Annotated in this window: 14 protein-coding genes and 1 pseudogene; 8 read left to right on the forward strand and 7 right to left on the reverse strand. The window is 39.1% G+C overall.

All coding sequences use genetic code 11. The features are described from left to right. Window positions 1–202: 202 nt before the first annotated feature. Complete coding sequence (locus IQ226_RS07370; protein ID WP_193893984.1) at window positions 203–976, forward strand: fumarylacetoacetate hydrolase family protein; 774 nt, start codon at window positions 203–205, stop codon at window positions 974–976. On the opposite strand, the gene IQ226_RS07375 is transcribed toward IQ226_RS07370, so the two are convergent. Both IQ226_RS07375 and IQ226_RS07380 read right to left on the reverse strand, forming a co-directional pair. After that, the gene (locus IQ226_RS07375) at window positions 973–1,452 is read right to left on the reverse strand and encodes a Tic20 family protein (protein WP_193893987.1); all 480 of its coding nucleotides are present in this window, start codon (window positions 1,450–1,452) and stop codon (window positions 973–975) included. The genes IQ226_RS07370 and IQ226_RS07375 overlap by 4 nt on opposite strands. Before the next feature lie 76 nt (window positions 1,453–1,528). Continuing rightward, window positions 1,529–1,726 carry a hypothetical protein gene (locus IQ226_RS07380; protein WP_193893990.1) on the reverse strand — a complete coding sequence of 66 codons (198 nt, stop codon included), beginning with the start codon at window positions 1,724–1,726 and terminating at the stop codon, window positions 1,529–1,531. A gap of 500 nt (window positions 1,727–2,226) precedes the next feature. On the opposite strand from IQ226_RS07380, the gene glyA reads away from it, so the two are divergent. Further along, window positions 2,227–3,510: a serine hydroxymethyltransferase gene (gene glyA / locus IQ226_RS07385; protein WP_193893993.1), complete on the forward strand. Its 1,284-nt coding sequence runs from the start codon at window positions 2,227–2,229 to the stop codon at window positions 3,508–3,510. 373 nt (window positions 3,511–3,883) lie between these two features. Here glyA and IQ226_RS07390 read toward each other — a convergent pair whose 3' ends face one another. From IQ226_RS07390 to IQ226_RS07400, 3 genes are all read right to left on the reverse strand, one after another. Then, entirely contained in the window at window positions 3,884–5,665 is a 1,782-nt protein-coding gene (locus IQ226_RS07390) for a bifunctional serine/threonine-protein kinase/formylglycine-generating enzyme family protein (RefSeq protein WP_193893996.1), read from the reverse strand. Window positions 5,666–6,391: 726 nt separating this feature from the next. Beyond that, the gene (gene prmC, locus IQ226_RS07395) at window positions 6,392–7,297 is read right to left on the reverse strand and encodes a peptide chain release factor N(5)-glutamine methyltransferase (RefSeq protein ID WP_193893999.1); all 906 of its coding nucleotides are present in this window, start codon (window positions 7,295–7,297) and stop codon (window positions 6,392–6,394) included. Between the two features lie 22 nt (window positions 7,298–7,319). After that, window positions 7,320–8,093, reverse strand: coding sequence for a Tic22 family protein (locus tag IQ226_RS07400; RefSeq protein WP_193894002.1), 774 nt, complete (start codon window positions 8,091–8,093; stop codon window positions 7,320–7,322). A gap of 730 nt (window positions 8,094–8,823) precedes the next feature. Here IQ226_RS07400 and dxs point away from each other — a divergent pair. Both dxs and IQ226_RS07410 read left to right on the forward strand, forming a co-directional pair. Next, a complete protein-coding gene (gene dxs, locus IQ226_RS07405) occupies window positions 8,824–10,731 on the forward strand; it encodes a 1-deoxy-D-xylulose-5-phosphate synthase (RefSeq protein ID WP_193894005.1) in 1,908 nt (635 codons plus the stop codon). A 168-nt stretch (window positions 10,732–10,899) separates the two neighbouring features. Further along, window positions 10,900–11,097, forward strand: coding sequence for a hypothetical protein (locus IQ226_RS07410; RefSeq protein ID WP_193894008.1), 198 nt, complete (start codon window positions 10,900–10,902; stop codon window positions 11,095–11,097). 1,112 nt (window positions 11,098–12,209) lie between these two features. On the opposite strand, the pseudogene hsdR reads toward IQ226_RS07410, so the two are convergent. After that, window positions 12,210–14,550 (reverse strand): annotated as a pseudogene (hsdR, locus tag IQ226_RS07415) (EcoAI/FtnUII family type I restriction enzme subunit R). A gap of 387 nt (window positions 14,551–14,937) precedes the next feature. Here hsdR and sbcC point away from each other — a divergent pair. From sbcC to IQ226_RS07430, 3 genes are all read left to right on the forward strand, one after another. Beyond that, the gene (gene sbcC, locus IQ226_RS07420; RefSeq protein ID WP_193894011.1) at window positions 14,938–17,964 is read left to right on the forward strand and encodes an exonuclease subunit SbcC; all 3,027 of its coding nucleotides are present in this window, start codon (window positions 14,938–14,940) and stop codon (window positions 17,962–17,964) included. 180 nt (window positions 17,965–18,144) lie between these two features. After that, on the forward strand, window positions 18,145–18,825 hold the full coding sequence (locus IQ226_RS07425) for an HAD family hydrolase (RefSeq protein WP_193894044.1): 681 nt from the start codon (window positions 18,145–18,147) through the stop codon (window positions 18,823–18,825). 351 nt (window positions 18,826–19,176) lie between these two features. Then, window positions 19,177–19,335, forward strand: a complete 159-nt coding sequence (locus tag IQ226_RS07430) for a hypothetical protein (protein WP_193894014.1) — start codon at window positions 19,177–19,179, stop codon at window positions 19,333–19,335. Window positions 19,336–19,701: 366 nt separating this feature from the next. On the opposite strand, the gene IQ226_RS07435 is transcribed toward IQ226_RS07430, so the two are convergent. After that, window positions 19,702–20,325: a CPP1-like family protein gene (locus IQ226_RS07435; RefSeq protein ID WP_193894017.1), complete on the reverse strand. Its 624-nt coding sequence runs from the start codon at window positions 20,323–20,325 to the stop codon at window positions 19,702–19,704. Window positions 20,326–20,704: 379 nt separating this feature from the next. On the opposite strand from IQ226_RS07435, the gene IQ226_RS07440 reads away from it, so the two are divergent. After that, window positions 20,705–21,403, forward strand: a complete 699-nt coding sequence (locus tag IQ226_RS07440) for a response regulator transcription factor (RefSeq protein ID WP_193894020.1) — start codon at window positions 20,705–20,707, stop codon at window positions 21,401–21,403. Window positions 21,404–21,414: the final 11 nt, after the last annotated feature.

Here is a 21,414-nt window from a genome sequence, read left to right on the forward strand (position 1 = left end):
CAAGCAACAAGGAATTTTGACAATTTTTTAGCCATTCTACACTAACACAATTTTTAGCAGAATTTGTCCACTGGTTTATAGTTTGTCAATTAAATTCATCAGGTTTTCCATATTTATCTTATAATTTGACAAGTTTTCAATGGCAATCATTAACCACATTCTGCATAAAAGAAAGCATATTTAAGGGATATTTGTCAAACTTATGGCGCAGCGATATGTGCGAGTTCAAAGTCAAGAAGGGAAAATTCACTATGGGTTGCTCCAGCTTACTCAGAATGTGGAGGTGCTAGATGCTCCACCTTGGTTGGATGGTCAACCTACGGATTTAATCCTGCCATCCAATTCTTACACGATTCTAGCGCCCTGTGCGCCTTCAAAAATTGTGGGTGTAGGCAAGAATTATGCTGATCATGCAGCGGAAATGGGGACTCCTGTATTTGCTGAACCGCTAATTTTTTTCAAACCGCCTACGTCTGTCATTGCGTCGGCAAAAGAAATTAAGTATCCTCATCAGTCTCAACGGGTAGACTATGAAGGAGAATTGGCTTTGGTGATTGGCGATCGCACCTGTGATTGTACCCCAGCCCAAGCCCAAAGTAAAATTTGGGGTTATACCATTGCCAATGATGTCACAGCCAGGGATTTACAGAAAAAAGACCCCCAATGGACTAGAGCCAAAGGTTTTGACACTTTTTGTCCTTTGGGTCCTTGGATTGTCCGAGAATTGAACCCAGGTGCGAGATTACAAACATTTTTGAATGATCATCCCCACCCAGTTCAGTCTACTTGTATTGATCAAATGGTATTTTCCCCAGATTTTTTGGTGTCTTATATCAGTCAAGTGATGACCTTATTACCTGGGGATATAATATTAACTGGTACACCAATGGGGGTAGGAGCTTTACAAATAGGCGATCGCATCCGTGTGGAAATCGAAGGAATTGGTCGCCTAGAAAACACAGTTGTAGGGCGTTAGCGTACCTGCATATGTACTGCATCGGAAATCGCGGGAATTTCCGCATACTTACCCATCAGAGACTGGAACACAGAATAGACAACTGCGGCCAGTATACCCAAAAAGATGGTATTGGCCAGAGTTTCCATAGCAAAATCAGTGCCAGGAATCGAAGTCAAAATTCGCAGTAATACGGAACACAAAAATATAACAATATCTAAAAGAATTGCTTGCATTGTATTGAAACGAATGAAATGATTGATTTTTTCGTTTCTCACTACCAACATGAATAAGGCAAAAAACACAATCAGTTGACCAATTTGCCCTAAACTTCCGTAAACTATTAGCACTGGTTGCAGTGGTATAAGCAGAAGCTTAAGTAGCGGAAACTGTCTAAACAAAAAACTACCAAAGCTTAGACTGTCAATCAAAGGCAATAAATAAGGTAAACAAGCGAAAATTCGCTCAGGGAAAGTTGTAGACCCGCGCCAAGACATTTTGTGTTCTCCTGTGGCTAAATTTCAACAGCTATTGAGCTTAGGATAACGCAGATACTTGACCTTGCTGGCAAATCTATTTTATATTGGCGACACGAAAGCCCATCACACACTCATATTGGTCTGGCTGTTGTTCTGTAAACTTATTAATTGCTTGACCACAGCGCAGTTTACCTCCACCCCAGCGAGGTTGTCCACTACCATTTGCTAGTAAACAAGACTGACAGACCTTTTCAGAGCTAAGGATTTGATTGTCCATGAGAATGACTAACATCTCAACCCCCTCTTTTCCTAAATAGAGCAATTAAAAAAATTGACAATAGAGAAAATTTGCCACAGTGGTATGCACTTGCGTGAAATACAGAATTGATAAAAAACGATATAATACCAAACCCTGGCGATTAGAAAGATGCCTCCGGCACGCTAACGCGAACGCGGAACCATACAAACCAAGTCCGCCTACGCGGACTCAGGAAAAATCAAGGGTTTTGCCTGTGTAGCCGTGACTTCCAGTCGCTAGGTGCAAAATGTGAGTCTCCCCTTGTTGCTATTGTATCTTGTATATTTAAGAGTTTTGTGAGTTTAGGTACAAAATAATACGTAAATTCCAGCCACCACGTTGATTAAAGTCAATAATTCTTAGATAATAACCTTCCCCGTTCTCAAAGGTTTTCCGTCTAAATTCTTATAATAAACAAATTGCCTAATTTACAACTTTGGTAATAGGTTTAACCCCAATTTCAATTTTCATCAACTTTATCAGCAACATCAAAAATGACAAAAACTAACTCAGACCTGCTAAAAAACTCCGATCCTGCCATTAATGAACTAATTAACCAAGAATTACAGCGCCAACGTGATCACCTAGAATTAATTGCCAGTGAAAACTTTACCTCCGCTGCCGTATTAGCTGCCCAAGGTTCAGTATTAACCAATAAATACGCCGAAGGCTTACCCGGTAAACGTTATTATGGCGGTTGCGAGTTTGTTGACAAAATTGAACAAATAGCCATTGACCGAGCTAAACAGCTATTTGGTGCGGCTCATGCCAATGTTCAACCCCATTCCGGCGCCCAAGCTAATTTTGCCGTCTTCCTGACCCTGCTGCAACCAGGAGACACAATTATGGGTATGGACTTATCCCATGGGGGACACCTGACTCACGGTTCACCAGTGAATGTTTCTGGTAAATGGTTTCAAGTCCGTCATTATGGCGTAAGTAAAGAAACCGAACAATTGGATTATGACCAAATCCGGGATTTAGCACTTAAAGAACGTCCTAAACTGTTGATTTGTGGTTATTCAGCCTATCCTCGGATTATTGACTTTGAAAAGTTCCGCAGTATTGCTGATGAAGTTGGCGCTTACTTACTTGCAGATATTGCTCACATTGCTGGTTTAGTGGCGACTGGTCATCATCCCAACCCCCTGCCCTATTGTGATGTTGTTACCACCACAACTCATAAAACCCTACGTGGTCCAAGAGGTGGCTTGATTTTGACCCGTGATGCCGAATTGGGTAAAAAGCTGGATAAATCAGTGTTCCCAGGGACTCAAGGTGGACCACTAGAACACGTTATTGCTGGTAAGGCTGTGGCTTTTGGTGAAGCTCTCAAACCTGAGTTTACAGACTATTCTGGACGGGTAATTGCAAATGCTCGCGCTATGGCTACTCAATTGCAAAACAGAGGCTTTAAATTAGTGTCTGATGGCACAGACAATCACTTGATGTTAGTAGATTTACGTTCTATTGGTATGACTGGGAAGAAGGGAGATCAACTGGTTAGCACTGTGAATATCACCGCCAATAAAAATACAGTTCCCTTTGATACTGAATCACCTTTTGTTACTAGTGGTTTAAGATTGGGTTCTCCAGCGATGACAACTAGAGGTTTCGGTGTGGCAGAATTTACGGAAGTTGCGAATATTATTAGCGATCGCCTACTTTCCCCAGATTCAGATACAGTAACTAAAGATTGTTTAATGAGAGTCGCCGCATTGTGCGATCGCTTCCCATTATATCCTCACCTGGAAATTCCCGTACCAGCCCTAGTTTAAGCAACCTTGGATTAGTGTAGGGTGGCCATTGTCCACCCTCTGTACTCTCTGTAACCCAGTTTTCATTTTGAAGTGAGAATCACGGATTATACGGATTAAAAGATTACGCGGATTAGGTTATTTGCTATGATAAAAGTTGCTAAAATCCGTGAAATCAGCGCAATCCGTCTAATCCGTGATTCAGACCTTATTTTTTCAAAATGAGAATTGCTGCATATAATTCTGCCTTGTTGCTATTTTCTTAATTGATGTGATATACTTCAGATAATACCTCTATATTTTTTCTAAAAAAATATTTTTCCGCCAAAGGCGGGGGGCTAAGAAGGGAAAAGAGAAAGAAGTGCAGAGGGTGAAAGGGTGAGAGTATAAAGGGCTACAAAGTCCTGAACGAAAACACGACCCGAAAACCGTAGCTGATGCGGCGAACGTCACGCAAAGACCTAATGCGAATCGCAGACCGACAATACCTAGCGCCGTTGAGCCAAGAACCGCCGCGCAAGAACTTGTATTGTGCGCTTCGATTAATTAAAGCACTACCGTCTTTAGGCGCATTATTATAATTTTCTTCATAATCATCTTCACACCACTCCCATACCTTACCGTGCATATCATACAAACCAAAAGAGTTCTGGGGAAAAGTTCCTACATCTTTGGTTTGTTGGCGATATTTACCTTTTGCACCGGCAGCGTAAGGATAATTACCATTATAGTTTACCAAATCAGGGGTGATATTGTCACCAAAATAAAATGGTGTGGTTGTCCCGGCTCTACAAGCGTACTCCCATTCAGCCTCACTGGGTAAACGGTATTTTTTACCTATAGATTTACTGATTCTAGCACAAAATTCCTGTGCGTCAAGCCATGCAACCTGTTCCACTGGTCTGTTTTTGCCAGAAAAATGGGAGGGTTGGGGATTTAGATCATCATTGATTTTTGGTAACGCTGCGACTCTTTCCCATTGTGCTTGAGTAACAGTAAACTTGCCCATGTAAAATGGTTGAATGGTAACTTGATGTTGGGGACTTTCGTTATCATATCTTTCTGGTTCATTTTTTGGAGAACCCATTTTAAAAGTTACCCCAGGGATAGCAATCATTTCCAAAGAAATACCATTACCTAAATCCTGGGTAAATGATCTGTGAGAATTATTAAATTGCGGTGGAATATTTGCTGGTTGGGGTGGGTTAGTTGGGGGAGAAATAAATTGCTGAAAAATTTGTTTAAAGGGATTATTAGAAACCTGTGGTGGAGAAGGAACAACAACAGTTTTTTGACTGATAGGATTTTCCAATGCTGCTAAAACTTCCTTCGCTGAATTATAACGTTTGCGAGGAATATCCTGCAACATTGTTTCTAAAACATCAGTTAATTCTGGACTTAAAGAAACATACTTTTGCCATTGCCATTGCATTTCTTCGGTATCAAATAGTTTATCTTGTCCGTCGGATGTTTGAAAATGTCCCGTCAATAATCGCACACAGGTAACAGCTAAACTATAGAGATCACTACTATGATAAACCATGCCACGAGATTGTTCTGGAGGAGCATATCCGGGTGTACCTGTAATAGTCCCAACCCTAGTTAAAATACTGCTACTGGTTTCTTTGGAAACGCCAAAATCAATTAGGAATAATTTACCTTGTTTACTTCTGATAATATTTTCTGGTTTAATATCTCGATGAATAACATGATTATCATGAATAAATTGGATAACTGGCAATAATTCTGTGAGGATAATTATAATTTGGGATTCGTTTAATTTACCTTGAGTTTGAAATTCTTGCAAAAGATTTTGACCATCTATAAATTCTTGGACTAAATAAAGTAAACCATCTTGAGAAAAAAATGCCAATAAGTCTGGTATTTGGGAATGTTTTCCTAAGTCTTGCAGTCTGACGGCTTCTTGTTGAAATAGTTCTGTAGCTTTTTGTAAGGCTGCGCTTCCGGCTTGTTGGGGTAAAAACTGTTTAATGACGCAGGGGGTGTTTAATCTTTCTTCATCTATTGCTCGAAAAGTCTTGCCAAAACCACCTTCTCCCAGGAATTTAATCGGACGATAGCGATCTCGTAGGACTATTTTACCGCCACAGTTTCGACAAAAGCTAGTACCTGGGAGATTTTCGTAATTACATTGAGGATTGAGACATTGACTCATGGTAGGCGCTGGGTATATCTAGTAATGATTATAGCATACTACTGTCTGATAGCGTAGCATAGCGCAAGCCATATCATGATATCCACCGATTTAAGGATTTTCAGGATAATTTTGTTTGATGTTATGTTCTTTGGAATTTAGATTTTTGAGAACATTTATTCTATCTAAATGGTAATTTCGACGATATTTTTGTTATTGCTGACTATTCAAATCAAAATCCTTCCCATTTCCAAAAGTCTCCAACAATAATCCTGAAAATCCTCAAATCCTGAAAATCCTGATTCAGACAATATTGCTTATTAAATATTTAAATCAAAATCTTTCCCATTCCCAAAAGTCTCCAACCACAATCCTGAAAATCCTCAAATCCTGAAAATCCTGATTCAGACAATATTGCTTATTAAATATTCAAATCAAAATCCTTCCCATTCCCAAAAGTCTCCAACCACAATCCTGAAAATCCTCAAATCCTGAAAATCCTGATTCAGACAATATTGCTTATTAAATATTCAAATCAAAATCCTTCCCATTTCCAAAAGTCTCCAACAATAATCCTGAAAATCCTCAAATCCTGAAAATCCTGATTCAGACAATATTGCTTATTAAATATTCAAATCAAAATCCTTCCCATTCCCAAAAGTCTCCAACAACAATCCTGAAAATCCTCAAATCCTGAAAATCCTCAAATCCTGAAAATCCTGATATGGCTTGCGCCACGCTACGCTATCAGACAATATTTTGCTTACAAGCCACAGCAAAACGTTCAATTCCCGCCAAATCAGCATGAATAGAAATATTGCCATAATTCCCATTACTTACCAATAATTCCCGCACCATTTCCGCCTGTCCTGCCATCATTTCAATTAACCACAGCCCCCCAGGACGCAAATAATCAGGGGAAACATTAATTAAATGACGAATATAGTCTAAACCATCTGCACCACCATCTAAAGCTAAATGAGGTTCATGTTTCACCACTTCCGGCTGTAAAGTTAAGACCGTATCACTAGGGATATAGGGCGGATTGGATACCATACCGCTAAACTGACCCTTGAGAGATTCTAGAGGTTGCCACCAAGAACCCTGATAAAATTGAATCCGTTCCCGAAAACCCAAATTTTCAGCATTGGTTTCAGCTACGGCTAAAGCAGCGGGACTAATGTCTACAGCATGAATCATCGCATCTGTCAAGACTTCAGCCAAACCAATGGATATCGCCCCACTACCCGTTCCCAAATCCGCCCAATGTCCTGTTTTTAACTCACCATTAGCAGCAGCGACAGCCAAATCAATCAATATCTCTGTTTCTGGTCTAGGAATTAAGACCGCATTGGATACCGTGAGTTGAAACTTTCGCCAAGCCGTCATTCCCGCAATATACTGCACCGGTAAACGGTCATCTAATCGCCTTTGCCACAATTGCTCTAAGTCAGTTAAAGACAATTCTATGGGGATTTCCTGCCATGTTTTGAAAGACTCCAAACGCAGCGCCAAGCGGTCTAAATTAGCTATTGTTAATAATAGCCAATCTACCTCCATTGGGGATATATCCGCAGCTACAGCCCCTTGAATTGCGGTTTTGCGCCACAGCCAAAGTTCTAATCCAGAAACCTTATAATTTGGCTTTAACATTTCAGGAGGTAAAAATAATTGTCTATTTCTTGGGTTGAGCGGGAACTATAGAACGAATAAATTCTAGTGATTCCCGTGAAGGAAACAAGAAAATTTTATTAGTGCTGGGATCATTACTACTACTGAGTGTGTCAATCACTCTATACAGATCTAATACCTGAATTTCTGTATTAGCAGCTTCCTGTGGTTTAGCCTTTTTAAATTCTTCTAAAAGAGCCACTGCTTGTTCTTTATCAAAATAGAAAGGAATTAATCGCTCCTTTCCTGCTTGTCCTTTGGGAATTGTTAAATAGCTATTTTCCTGCTTAAATTTTGGCACAAACAAAGGAATACCATCAAATTTTTTGTCTGTTTTACCGCTGCTATTCAGCATGGTTATTGCCTGATCTACCTGTTGTTTAGTAGGGACTAAGGTAAAAATGACATTAGAGTCTTTCTTCTTATTATTTTCTACGACTAATTTATAGTATTCTGCTAAAGAAACAGGTGTGATTTGGATAGTGCTTGCTAACTGAGGATTTTCTTTTTTTAGTCGCTTTTCTAAAAAAGATTGAGCATCTTTTTTGCTCAGAAAAAAGCCTATCTGGGAAATAGTCTTGGATTGATTTTTCCTAGAGATAACTACAAATTCTCCTTTGGTATTAGTTAGTGTAAAAACGGGTACTTCTTGTAAAGTTTTTACTACTTGCTCCTGTGGTAAAGCAAAGGCTGGGAGGTTATTGATTCCCAATACGCCCCCAAACATCACACTACCAGCTAAACCCAATGTCAAGCCCCAACGTACCAATAATTTCATGATCACTCCTCACCTCAATAATTTCATTCAATGCCAACAATTAGACGAATTGTCAGATTTATATACCAATACAGCAGATTGAGTAGTTAGGAGGTACAAAATCTAAATTTAAACCTATACACAAAGTCAATTTTACTCCTGACTCCTGACTCCTGCTGTCACTAGTTTTAGTTATATAGCAGACCATTTATTTTACAAAAAACTTATGGTAGCTATTTGGTATCAACTATCAATTCTTGAAATACGACTTTGTCAAACCTTTTGGTGGCAATGATATTATCACCTGTAGAAACTGAATATACGCATTAAAGTTATTTTATTTTTATTTTTGCTTGGCTATTCATTTCCATTATCCCACCCAAAAGCCTGAAAACCCTATTATATGTCTTCTCTAGGAAGAAAGAAGATCCAGATGTTTTGCCATTCTATCCTGTGTTTAGTGACGATCTGATTACATTTAACGTTCCAAAAACCAATTGATAAGGTGTGTGGCGGTTTTGGGAGGTTACAATTTATGCCAGTTACTGGGTCATTATATGGTTTAAATCAAAATATAACATTGATACTATTCTCATCCAAGAATGAAACAAAAATTTATCCATGAATCTTAAAAACGTACAAAAGTTATAGTTAAACAACAACAATTAACGACAGTCAGATTTTAGAAGCCACCGGAAGTGGGAAAATAAAATCATGCCAAAAGAAGACCTAAAGAGGAAAAGCCGATAATATGCACTTGAGTGAAATTACCCATCCTAACCAGTTGCATGGTTTGTCAATTCGGCAGTTGCAACAAATTGCCCGTCAAATTCGTGAGAAGCACTTACAAACCGTAGCCGCCTTTGGAGGGCATTTGGGTCCTGGCTTGGGAGTTGTCGAATTAACTCTGGGACTTTACCAAACCCTAGATTTAGATCGGGATAAAGTTATATGGGATGTAGGACATCAAGCTTATCCCCACAAATTAATTACCGGACGCTACAGTAATTTCGATACTCTCCGTCAAAAAGATGGCGTTGCAGGTTATCTCAAACGCTGCGAGAACAAATTTGATCATTTTGGCGCAGGACACGCTTCTACAAGTATTTCCGCTGCATTAGGGATGGCTTTAGCCCGCGACTTAAAAGGGGAAAAATTTAAAACCGTTGCTGTGATTGGTGATGGGGCTTTAACAGGGGGTATGGCGCTAGAAGCCATTAACCACGCTGGACACCTCCCGAAAACTAATCTGCTGGTGGTTCTCAATGACAATGAGATGTCAATTTCTCCCAATGTGGGGGCGATTCCTCGTTATCTGAATAAAATGCGTCTGAGTCCGCCAGTGCAGTTTCTCTCCGATGGGATTGAGGAACAGTTAAAACATCTGCCTTTTGTGGGTGAATCTATTTCTCCAGAACTGGAACGCATTAAGGAAGGAATGAAGCGGTTAGCAGTCCCCAAGGTCGGCGCTGTTTTTGAAGAATTGGGCTTTACTTACATGGGTCCAGTTGATGGGCATAATTTAGAGGAATTAATTGCCACATTCCAACAAGCACACCAAATTACTGGCCCGGTTTTGGTTCATGTAGTCACAACTAAGGGTAAAGGCTATGAACTGGCGGAAAAAGACCAAGTCGGCTACCATGCCCAAACTCCCTTTAATTTAGCCACTGGGAAGGCGATTCCTTCTAGTAAACCTAAACCCCCTGCTTACGCTAAGGTATTTTCTCATACTTTAGTAACACTGGCGGAACAAAATCCTAAAATCGTGGGTATTACGGCGGCAATGGCTACTGGTACAGGCTTAGATAAACTACAAGCTAAACTACCTCATCAGTATATTGATGTGGGAATTGCCGAACAACACGCCATTACCTTGTCTGCTGGTTTAGCCTGTGAAGGTATGCGTCCTGTCGCTGCTATTTATTCCACTTTCTTACAACGTGCCTTTGACCAAATTATTCACGATGTTTGTATTCAAAACCTCCCCGTATTCTTCTGTTTAGATCGGGCCGGGATTGTTGGGGCTGATGGTCCAACTCACCAAGGGATGTATGATATTGCTTATCTGCGTTGTATTCCGAATATTGTGGTCATGGCCCCCAAGGATGAGGCGGAATTACAACGGATGGTTGTGACTGGGATTAATTACACAGATGGACCGATTGCCATGCGTTTCCCTCGTGGTAATGGTCACGGTGTCCCCTTAATGGAGGAAGGCTGGGAATCTCTGGAAATCGGGAAGGGGGAAATTCTCCGTCAAGGTGATGATGTTTTGATTGTCGGCTATGGTACGATGGTTTACCCAGCAATGCAAGCGGCGGAAATTCTCAGCGAACATGGGATTGAGGCAACTGTAATTAATGCTCGTTTTGTGAAACCTTTGGATACTGAGTTGATTTTACCTTTGGCTAAACAAATTGGCCGGGTTGTGACTTTGGAAGAAGGTTGTTTAATGGGTGGCTTTGGTTCTGCTGTGGCTGAGGCTTTACTTGATGCTGATGTTGTTGTCCCTGTGAAGCGGATTGGTGTTCCTGATATTTTGGTAGATCATGCTACGCCAGATCAATCTTTTGCTGAGTTGGGTTTGAGTAGTCCTCAAATTGCGGAAAGTATTTTACAAGCTTTCTTTAAGAAGGAATTAGCTGGTGTGAAATAGTTTTTATTGTCTGAATCAGGATTTTCAGGATTTAAGGATTTTCAGGATTTAATTATTTGGCGTTGATGAATAAAAGTATGAATTCGTCTCACGCAAAGGCGCAAAGACTAAGAGGTTGAGAAATGGAATTTTTGATGTTTATACCTCAATTCAACAACGCCAATTATTTTGTATGTATTTCCTGATCCTGTTTATCCTTTTATCTTGGGTATCCTGATTCTGATGTTGATTGGCTTGATGGTGGGGAGTTTAATGGGTGCAATAACTATTTCTAGCATAAACCGACCACAAACTACAAATTCTCTTGCCATTGCTTCCAACATCACAGAAACACCAACCCCAACTCCAATGATTACAAATACGTAAGCATTCAGCTATCAGTGGTCAGCAGTCATTAAAATATTATCTAATTACTTGCAGCAACAAAAAAAGAACTGCCTTTATTTGAGAGATTACGTTTTATGGATGATGAATCTGCCGAAGATGATATCGCTTCATTATTTGAACGTGATAAAGACACAGGCAGGAAGTTTGAGAGGTAAAAATTAGCCGTATAATAATTTTTTAATTGGTGTTTAGCCAGTTTTCAACTTTCAAATTAGGGACACGGGAAAATTCCTTGATTAATTAGAGTTTGCAGGGTTTGGGGGAGTTCGGAAATGGTGATTTGTGTCATAGTGGTTGCTGGGGTTGGTGGGATGAGAATTGGTAGTATATATTTCATTAAGAACCCTTTCGATCCTTCGCTAAAAACACATAAATTAAAAGGTGAATTCAGCGAATTTTATTCATGTAGTCTCACTTATGAATATCGGATTATTTGTATATTTTCAATACAAAATGAAACAATTATTTTAGTTAATATTGGTATGGGTTATCGCCGGCACTTCCACACCATGCAATAACATATTGGTCATACACAATAAATGAGGTAGGGGTTTTTTCTCCACACCTCTTACGCATGATGTCCTGGATAGTTTTAATTGTGGTACTGATTGACATTTGTTGATAAAGATAGAGTTATGCACTATTGGCTATTATGCCAGATACTTGAGTCATCCAGTCAGCCAGCCAGGGAATAAATTCCCCGTCTCAAAGCTAAAGTCGGTTAAAACCGACTATTTTTTCTTTTATTTATTATCTCGTTCCCAGTCTCTGACTGGGAATGCTATCAAGAGGTTCTACCTCTAGTATCACTGAAGGCAGAGCCTTCTAAAATTCATTCCCATACAGAGTATGGGAACGAGTAACTCTTATTTCTCTGTGAACTCTGTGCCTCTGTGGTTCGTTATATCTCGTTCCCAGTCTCTGACTGGGAATGCTATCAAGAGGTTCTACCTCTAGTATCACTAAAGGCAGAGCCTTCTAAAATTTATTCCCATACAGAGTATGGGAACGAGAAATACAGAGTATGGAAGATAAAATTCCTGTTTTATCCTGTAAATCCTGAAATCCTGGACATCCTGATTCTGACAGAATTATGATGCCATATAAAGTTGATTTTTTAACTCCTGTAATGCTTCTAAATATTTTTGTTTATTACCAAATAATTTGATAATTTCCATAGGCGTACCTATTTTATCAAACGGTTGCACTTTTAAATCATTTATATTTTCAATATTTTCAATCCCTTCGTCTGCATATTTATCTAAAAGTGCATCTAAAACCACACGGGCGTTTTCACTCTATTTATTAAAGTAATCACGCTGACGAACTTTTTTAGCCCGTTCTTTACGACTTAATGCAGGTTGGTCAAAAGCTACATGACAAATTAAATCAAAAGGATCAAAATCTTTCCCCACTTCCTGTGCTAATGCTTCTAATAAAATACCCTGTTCATGCAATTCTTGAATTATAGCTTGTTTCTGTGCTGCTGCATTCCAACGACGCAGAAATTTATCTAAAGTCGTAAATTCTTGTTGGACAGTTTTCCGGGTATAGTCCTTAATAGATTCCGTGATTAATTTACCATCTTTACCATAATAAAGAGTCCTTTCAGAAACTATATCAACATCCACACCTACAGGTACAAATTTAACTCGCTTTTGTCCTGATTTTTCGGGTAAATCATCAATATTATCTCTACTATCTGCACTACCATCATCATCATCTGGAGGTACAGGAGATTCACCTGTTTTTGGTTCATATATTTGTACAGGTTCACCATCAAAATCTTTATCATTAAACTTTTTAGTAGCTTTTTTGAAATCTATAATTGTGAAATATGTTTTATCAAATTCTTCATTGATTCTTGTCCCTCTACCAATGATTTGTTTAAACTCAGTCATTGAACCAATATTTTTATCTAAAACAATTAATTTACAGGTTTGGGCATCTATTCCTGTAGTCATTAATCTAGAAGTTGTCACAATCACTGGATAGGGACTTTCTGGTAAAATGAAATTATCTAATTCGGCTTTTCCCTGTTCATCATCTCCCGTAATTCGCATAATATATTTACGATTTTGGGAAACTAAATCAGCATTTTCATTAATTAAAGCACAGCGCATTCTTTCCGCGTGGTCTATATCTTCACAGAAAACAATAGTTTTATCAAATCGGTTGGTAGCTTTGAGAAATTCCGTTATCTTTTTGGCAACTAAAATATCTCGATTTTCTAATACTAAAGTGCGGTTAATGTCTTTTTGGGTGTAAAGTTTATCTGCAATTAATTGATGATATTTATCTAATTCTCCCGGTGCGGGTTGCCAGCCTTCTAAATCTCTATCAATATCAATTCTGACAACTTTATAAGGGGCTAAAAATCCATCTTCTATCCCTTGTTTGAGGGAATAAGTATAAATGGGTTCGCCAAAATAATCTATATTAGAAACTTCTTTAGTTTCTTTAGGTGTAGCTGTTAAACCGATTTGAGTAGCAGCAGAAAAGTATTCTAAAATTTCTCGCCATGCGGAATCATCAGCCGCACTACCGCGATGACATTCATCAATGACAATTAAATCAAAAAATCCCCTAGAGAATTGTTTATAAATATTTTTAGATTATTCTGTTCCTGATACACCTTGATAAAGGGCTAAATAAATTTCATAAGCTGTATCTACCTGACGTTTAGTGATTTTCGTCATAGCCGAACTGAAAGGTTTAAAATCGTTGGTTTTAGTTTGGTCTATGAGAATATTTCTATCAGCTAAAAATAGGATTCTAGTTTTAGTTTTAGATCTCCATAACCGCCAAATAATTTGAAATGCTGTGAAGGTTTTACCCGTACCTGTAGCCATGACTAATAATATCCTGTTTTCACCTTTAGCAATGGCTTCTACAGTTTGATTAATAGCAATTTCTTGATAGTAACGGGGGAATTTACCACTGCCATCATCATAATAACTTTGGGTCACAATAGGCTGTAATTGATCATCAATATTTTTCCATTTACAGTAACGTTGCCATAATTCTGCTGGTGTGGGAAATTTATCTAAAGGAATTTCTCTTGCCATTATTCCTGATGTCACAGTTCTATCATGTTCTAAAAATGCGTCACCATTGGAACTATAAACAAAAGGTATACCTAACATTTCTGCATAGTTGAGTGAGTGCTTGCTGCATTCCACTTCCCACACTGTGGTTATTATCTTTAGCTTCAATGACAGCAATTTTGATATTAGGTTTGTAATAAAGAATATAATCGGCGCGTTTACTTTGTCCTCTTGTGACTAATTTACCCCTTACATAAACCCGTCCTGCGGTAAAGGTGACTTCTTCACGGATTTGGGTATGTAAATCCCATCCTGCTGTTTGCACTATGGCAGGAGTGATGTATTTAGTACAGATGTCGCGTTCGCTGAGGGCTTTTTTTGTCAAAGTCCATAGAATTAAGTCTGATTATGTTTTTAGCACACTTATTACCTATAGTATCAATAAACGCATTTTTGACAACAAAAACAGAATATCTGACGATGGCATCAGATGACATTTGAAAAAAGTTGTCTTTATATTCAGGACTTACGCAACCGGCACATTGGTAGGGTGCGTCAGATATCAAGAACCTGTTTATTGGCAGGATTTATGCAGTCTGACGCACCCTACAACAGATGTTTAGTGTGACACTTGCATAAGTCCCAATATTGTAAATTTTTGTAAAATTGATGTCTTCAAGACTAGAAACCTGCTAATTACATGACTAAACTAAAAACTAAGTGCATCTGTACTGTTAACAATCAAAATTGTAAATGTGGCACTATAGCCTGAATGATCCCAGTCCAACTTATCATTAAAAACTTTCTCAGTTACCGTGACGCAAGTTTAGATTTTAGCGGCTTGCATACGGCGTGTATTTGTGGTTCTAATGGTGCGGGAAAATCTTCCCTTCTAGAAGCTATCACTTGGGCAATTTGGGGTGAAAGCCGTGCTACTGTTGAGGATGATGTGATTCATGCTGGGGCGAAAGAAGTCCGAATTGATTTCACTTTCCAAAGTGGACAGCAAACTTATCGGGTAATTCGTAACCGGGTGAGGGGTGGAACTAGTATTTTGGAATTTCAAATTGAAACTCCCACTGGGTTTCGTCCTTTGACGGGTAAGGGATTAAAAGCCACTCAGGATGTGATTCTCGAACATATTAAGCTAGATTATGAGACTTTTATTAATTCGGCTTATTTGCGTCAAGGAAAAGCCGATGAATTTATGCTCAAACGTCCTGCTGAACGTAAGGAAATTTTAGCAGAGTTATTGAAACTAAATCAGTATGATGAGTTGGAAGAACGAGCCAAGGATAAAGCTAAACTTTATAGAATCCAAGGAGAAGAGTTAGAAAATTCTTTAGCAAATATCAAAATTCAACTCCAACAACGGGAAATAACGGAAACTCAGCGCACTGAGTTAGAAGCGCAACTAAATAATCTACAACAGGTGCAAGCTTTTGAAAATATTCAGTTACAAAGTTTACAGGTTATCCAACATCAAAGACAAAGTTGGGAACAGCAATTAAATTTTCTGCGGCAACGATATGATAATCTGAGTCAAGATAGCGATCGCCTACAACAAGAACAAATAGCCGTAAAATCCCAACTAGCAGATTTAGAAAAGGTTTTAAATCAACAAACTGACATTCAAGCTGGTTATTCTCAATATCAAAATCTCCAATCTCAAGAAGAAATCTTTGCTGCTAAATTTGAACAACATACCCGCGCTACCAATTTAAAACAACAAAAACAACAACAGTTATATAAACAAACTCAAGATTTAGAACGTCAATTACAACAAGCCCAAGCCCAATTAGCAGCTTTAGAACAGCAAGAACAAGAAATTACCCAAACCCTGAGTAAATCTGGGGATATCGAAACAGCTATATTACAATTAAATACCGCCCGTCAGCATTTGACTAATTTAGATCAATTGCAAATGCAGGTAACACCATTATTACAACAAAGAGCCAGTTTGCAAACTCAATTAGATCGCACTCATGCTAGTTTAGTCGCGCGATTAGAGCAAATGCAAGCCACAGAAAAACAACTGCAAAATCAACATCACCGACAACCCCAATTACAACAAGCAGTAATAGAGATAGGCACGCAAATTGAAGAATTAGAAAAGAAGCGCGTTTATCTGCAAAGAGTCCAAGAAAAAGGACAGGAAAGACGACATTTTATTGAACGTTTGCAAGCCCACCAACGAGATTATGAAAGGTTGTTAGGAGAACTAGAACAAAAATTGCAAATGTTACAAAATCCCGATGCTAGTTGTCCTTTGTGTGAACGTCCTTTAGATGAACATCATTGGAGTAAAGTTATCGAAAAAACCCAATTAGAATATGAAGATACCCAAGGACAATTTTGGGTAGTGAGGGAACAACTCGCAGTTTCAGATCGAGAAATTCAGGTACTCCGACAGGAATATCGAGAAATATCCCAAAAATTATCCGGTTATGATTCATTGCGAGAACAACGGGGACAATTAGCCGCACAGTTAGAAGCTACAAGTGATGTCCAACAACAGTTACTACAAATTATTGCCCAAAAAGAACATTTAGAAAATTCCTTAGAAACTGGTGATTATGCCCCCGAAAAACAAATAGAAATTCAGCAATTAGATCAATATCTCCAACAACTTAATTATAGTGAACAAGACCACGCCCTTGCCCGCAGTGAGGTGGATAAATTACGATGGGCAGAAATTAAACAAGGACAAATTAAAGATGCTTTAAAACGCCAAGCACAACTAACAGCTAAAAAGCCAGAATTAACAGCGAATATTACTCAATTACAATGGCAACTGCAACAGGGACAAACTGATTCTGATTGTGCCAAAGAAATCGCTAATTTAGAACAGCAAATTGCGGAAATTGGTTATAGTTCCGAACAGCATAATTATCTGCGTCAAGGTGTACGACAAGGGCAAGTTTGGCAATCACGTCATCAACAATTATTATCAGCACAAGCACAATATCCGCAATTACTTAGTAAAAGTCAAGATTTAGAAGATTCATGGCAAAGAATCCTGAAAGAAAGAGAAATATTAACTCAAGAAGTTGATAATATTGTTAAACAATTATCTGATAGTGCCAACCCCACCGCCCAAATTCATAATTTAGAACAACAATTAGTAAACCGCAGACAGGAACTAGATAATAAAATATCTCAGTTAGGGCAATTAAAACAAATGTCCCTGCAATTGGAAAGTTTACAAAATCAGTATGAACAAGGAATACAACAATTACAAACTTGTAAACAACAACAGCGTGTTTATCAGGAATTAGCCCAAGCTTTCGGCAAAAATGGGATTCAAGCTTTAATGATTGAAAATATTTTACCTCAACTGGAAGCGGAAGCTAATCAACTACTTTCTCGATTGAGTGCAAATCAATTTCATGTTCAGTTTGTCACCCAAAAAGCCGGACGCAGTGGCAAATCCAGCAAGAAAAATGCCAAATTAATAGATACATTAGATATCTTAATTGCTGATGCCAGGGGAACGAGATCCTATGAAACTTATTCAGGAGGGGAAGCTTTTAGAATTAACTTTGCTATTCGTTTAGCACTGGCAAAATTATTGGCACAAAGAGCAGGAGCATCATTACAATTACTAGTAGTAGATGAAGGATTTGGGACTCAAGATGGGGAAGGATGCGATCGCCTAATTGCCGCCATTAACGCCATATCCGCTGATTTTGCCTGTATTTTAACTGTAACTCATATGCCCCACTTAAAAGAAGCTTTCCAAGCCAGAATTGAAGTGAGTAAAAATCAGCAAGGTTCACAGTTACAATTATTGATGTAATACCCAATACCCAGATCCCCGACTTCTTCAAGAAGTCGGAGACCTATAATCATCTATATCCAATTAAGTAGGTGAACACAATAAAACCAAACTGTGTAAAGAAAGGTAAAATCGCTGAAAACTTCTTGACTCTTGCCTTACCATAACGACAATTTTCAACGCCAACCTACTTATCTACTAATGCTGAGATTAATTACTGACTTTGACGGGCCAATCATGGACGTTTCGGAACGCTATTACCGTGTTTATCAATTGTGTTTAGAGAAAACCCGATATCCTGGACAAACAATTACAGAACTGTCTAAAGCCGAATTTTGGCAACTCAAGCGATCGCACACTCCCGAACTCCAAATTGCCCTAAAATCAGGTTTAGATGCCCAACAAGGGCAAGAATTTTCCCAAATCCGTAAACAAACAGTCCACACCCTCCCTTATTTCCAGCATGATGTCCTTATCCCCACCGCATTAGCCGCACTCAGTCAAGTTCAAGCCGCCGGTGTTGATTTAGCCGTGATGACCATGCGGAGAGTGCGAGAACTAGACTATGCCTTTAATCAACATAATTTAAGCCAATTTTTCCCAGAAAATCGCCGTTATTGTCTGAGTAACGACTATGTAAAAACCCGTGATGTCGAAGATAAACCATTGTTAATGGCTAAAGCCTTAGCCGAACTCCCCCCCGCTGCTGATAGTTGGATGGTGGGAGACACAGAAGCCGACATTACGGCCGCCAAAAAACATAATATTAAAATTATCGCCGTTGAATCTGGTATCCGCGATCGCTCACAACTAGAATCCTATCAACCAGACATGATTGTGGCCGACTTAAAAACCGCTGTAAATTTGATCCTCAACCATTGACACTCTCATGTCTAAAGACACTGAGATTCTTTAATCAACGATATGACTTGCTCAGGCAGGATTTCTCCAGTCTGAATAGAGGTCTAGATAGGGCTTGCTGAATAAATGTAAGACCTATATATATCAAAGGTTTGAGTCTGCTAAAAAAGAAAATAGGTGCAAGATTTTTGAAGGAGATAGTCCCAAAAGCGTGCATTTTGGGTTGAATAAATCACAAAATTTAGGGATAACAGATAGCCCAAACTCTTGCCTCTTGCCTCTTGCCTGCCCTCACAGACAACTTTTTCAGCAACCCCTAGATATTTTAGCTTAATCAGCAGAAGCCCCACGTCTCACTCTTAGGAGCGTGGGATGAATGCGCGTGAGTTGAGTTGCGTAGCCCAAATTGTATTTGAGCGTAGCGAAAACAAAGAAGGCTACAGCGACGAAACGAACAAAATATTGATTTTATGTTATTATAAAAAAGTAGGTGTAGTCCAATTAAATGCAGAAATGCAGCCTACAAAATAAAAAACAAATCTCAAAACCAAAGAACCGTGGGGCGCACGGTCTTAAAGCTCAGTTAATGTCCTCATAGAGGAGTCACTGAGAAGCCCACACTCACCTGAAAGGGAGTGTGTGGAGTACGTCACTAGTACAAGATTGAAGGCGGTTAAAACCGCCCGTGTCGCTTATATCTCTTTCTCTGAAGCCACTGAGCTTTACGCTTACCGGATACTTCTGTAAACACAAAAATAATGGGTAATCGGCTACTAAGGAACGCAAATTTAATAACCTGCAATTCTGATGTAACCTGGAATGGTGCGTTACGCTGTCGCTAACACACCCTACTTTTGCACCTTATTTAATTCACATTCCTAACCAATTACCCATTATCTAACGTAAAAAACTACTTACTAACCACAGCAAGATAAAAGTCAACAATGTAGAAAACTGATTCGCCGTCATATTGATCACTGGCAATGGTAATATCAAGCCAGCAATCAGACCACCAGCAATTAAACCAGCAATTAAACTCACCAGCGTCAATAAAACCGCTCTCCCAAACTTTCCTTCCTTGCGATTAAGAAAGTAAATACCAACACCCACCCCAACTACCAAAGACAGTTGTAAAACCTGTCCACCACCACCGGGATACAACAAACTCGTTGCACCCAAACCTAAATACAAAGCACCTGGTAGCAGGACATCAGTTAACGTGGGCTGATCTAAACTTCGCTGTAGCCATGCAGGAGACTGCTGACCAAGGGATTGACTTATTTGAGGAGAAGATGGAACTCGCATTTCTGGAAATCGGATGCGCTCAGGCACTTTAATCTTACCTTCTTGGCGCATCCGCAGGCGTTCCATTAAAATCGCATCATAAGCGGCTTCAATGGCTTCTCGGACATTACCATCACCACCATGTTTTTCCAACAGGCGATTCCGAACATCCTGGATTTCATCGAAGCTTGCGTCTTCCGATACCCCAAGTTTTTCGTAGGGACTTTGATCACTCATGGGAGGTTATTACTTTAGCCTTAATCGGCGGCACTTTTTATTTTACAGAAAAACAACTTTAGATTTTATAGAAATAAAGACAACAACTAGATCGGTAACTATCTGAATTATTTGTCTTAGGCGATTTTATCCATCCATCATAATCATAGCATGAGTCGGGTCAACCGCACATAAATTCAACAAAACTGAATTTCTCGTAACTTTTGCTATACCAGCATATTTACCTCTTCCCTATCCATAATAAAAATCACATTTTATGCAAATAATCAGGATCATCATTCCTGTCCCCTGTAAATTTTGAATTACTACCAAAGTAGAACCTGCGTCTCTACGCAATCATGGTTGTTAATCCTATGCACTTTTATAAAAACTAATCCCTATGGCTGTTGCTAAGATTCTTGTAGTTGACGACGATCCTGCGGTGCGAAATTTAATCCAACGCTTTTTGCTCAAACAAAATTACCAAGTTGAGTCCGCTGAAGACGGGAAGACTGGTATGAGTATGTTTGAACAATTTAATCCCGATTTAGTAATTTTAGATGTTAATCTGCCGGATGTAATTGGCTTTAACCTTTGTCAAGAAATGCAGAGTCGTAGTGGCGTATTTGTACTACTCCTGACCAGTAGAACCGACGAAGGTGATAAAATTCGCGGTTTTGCTAAAGGTGCTGATGACTATCTCACTAAGCCATTTGGTTTGGGAGAGTTAGAGGTAAGAGTAGCAGCTATTTTAAGGCGGCAGCGAGTTGTGACTAATGCCGAAAAGCAACGCTTAATTTTTGACAAATTAACAATTGATTTTATGCGACGGGAAGTAATGCTTAATAGCGAACCTGTTCCCCTAACTGCGCTGGAATTTGACTTATTGTATTTCCTCGCTAGTCACCCAGCTAGAGTTTGGCGACGCTCCGAACTTATTCAAGAAGTGTGGGACTATGAATATGTTGGGGATCAGCGGGTTGTGGATGTCCATATCGGTCAAATTCGGAAGAAGATTGAAATAGATCCGACTCAATCAACATTAATTCATACCATCCGTGGTGTCGGGTACAAATTTGAATGCGCTACTTCTGCCTAAAATTTGACTAC

This window comes from Dolichospermum sp. LEGE 00240 (assembly GCF_015207875.1).
GTDB lineage: Bacteria > Cyanobacteriota > Cyanobacteriia > Cyanobacteriales > Nostocaceae > Dolichospermum > Dolichospermum gracile.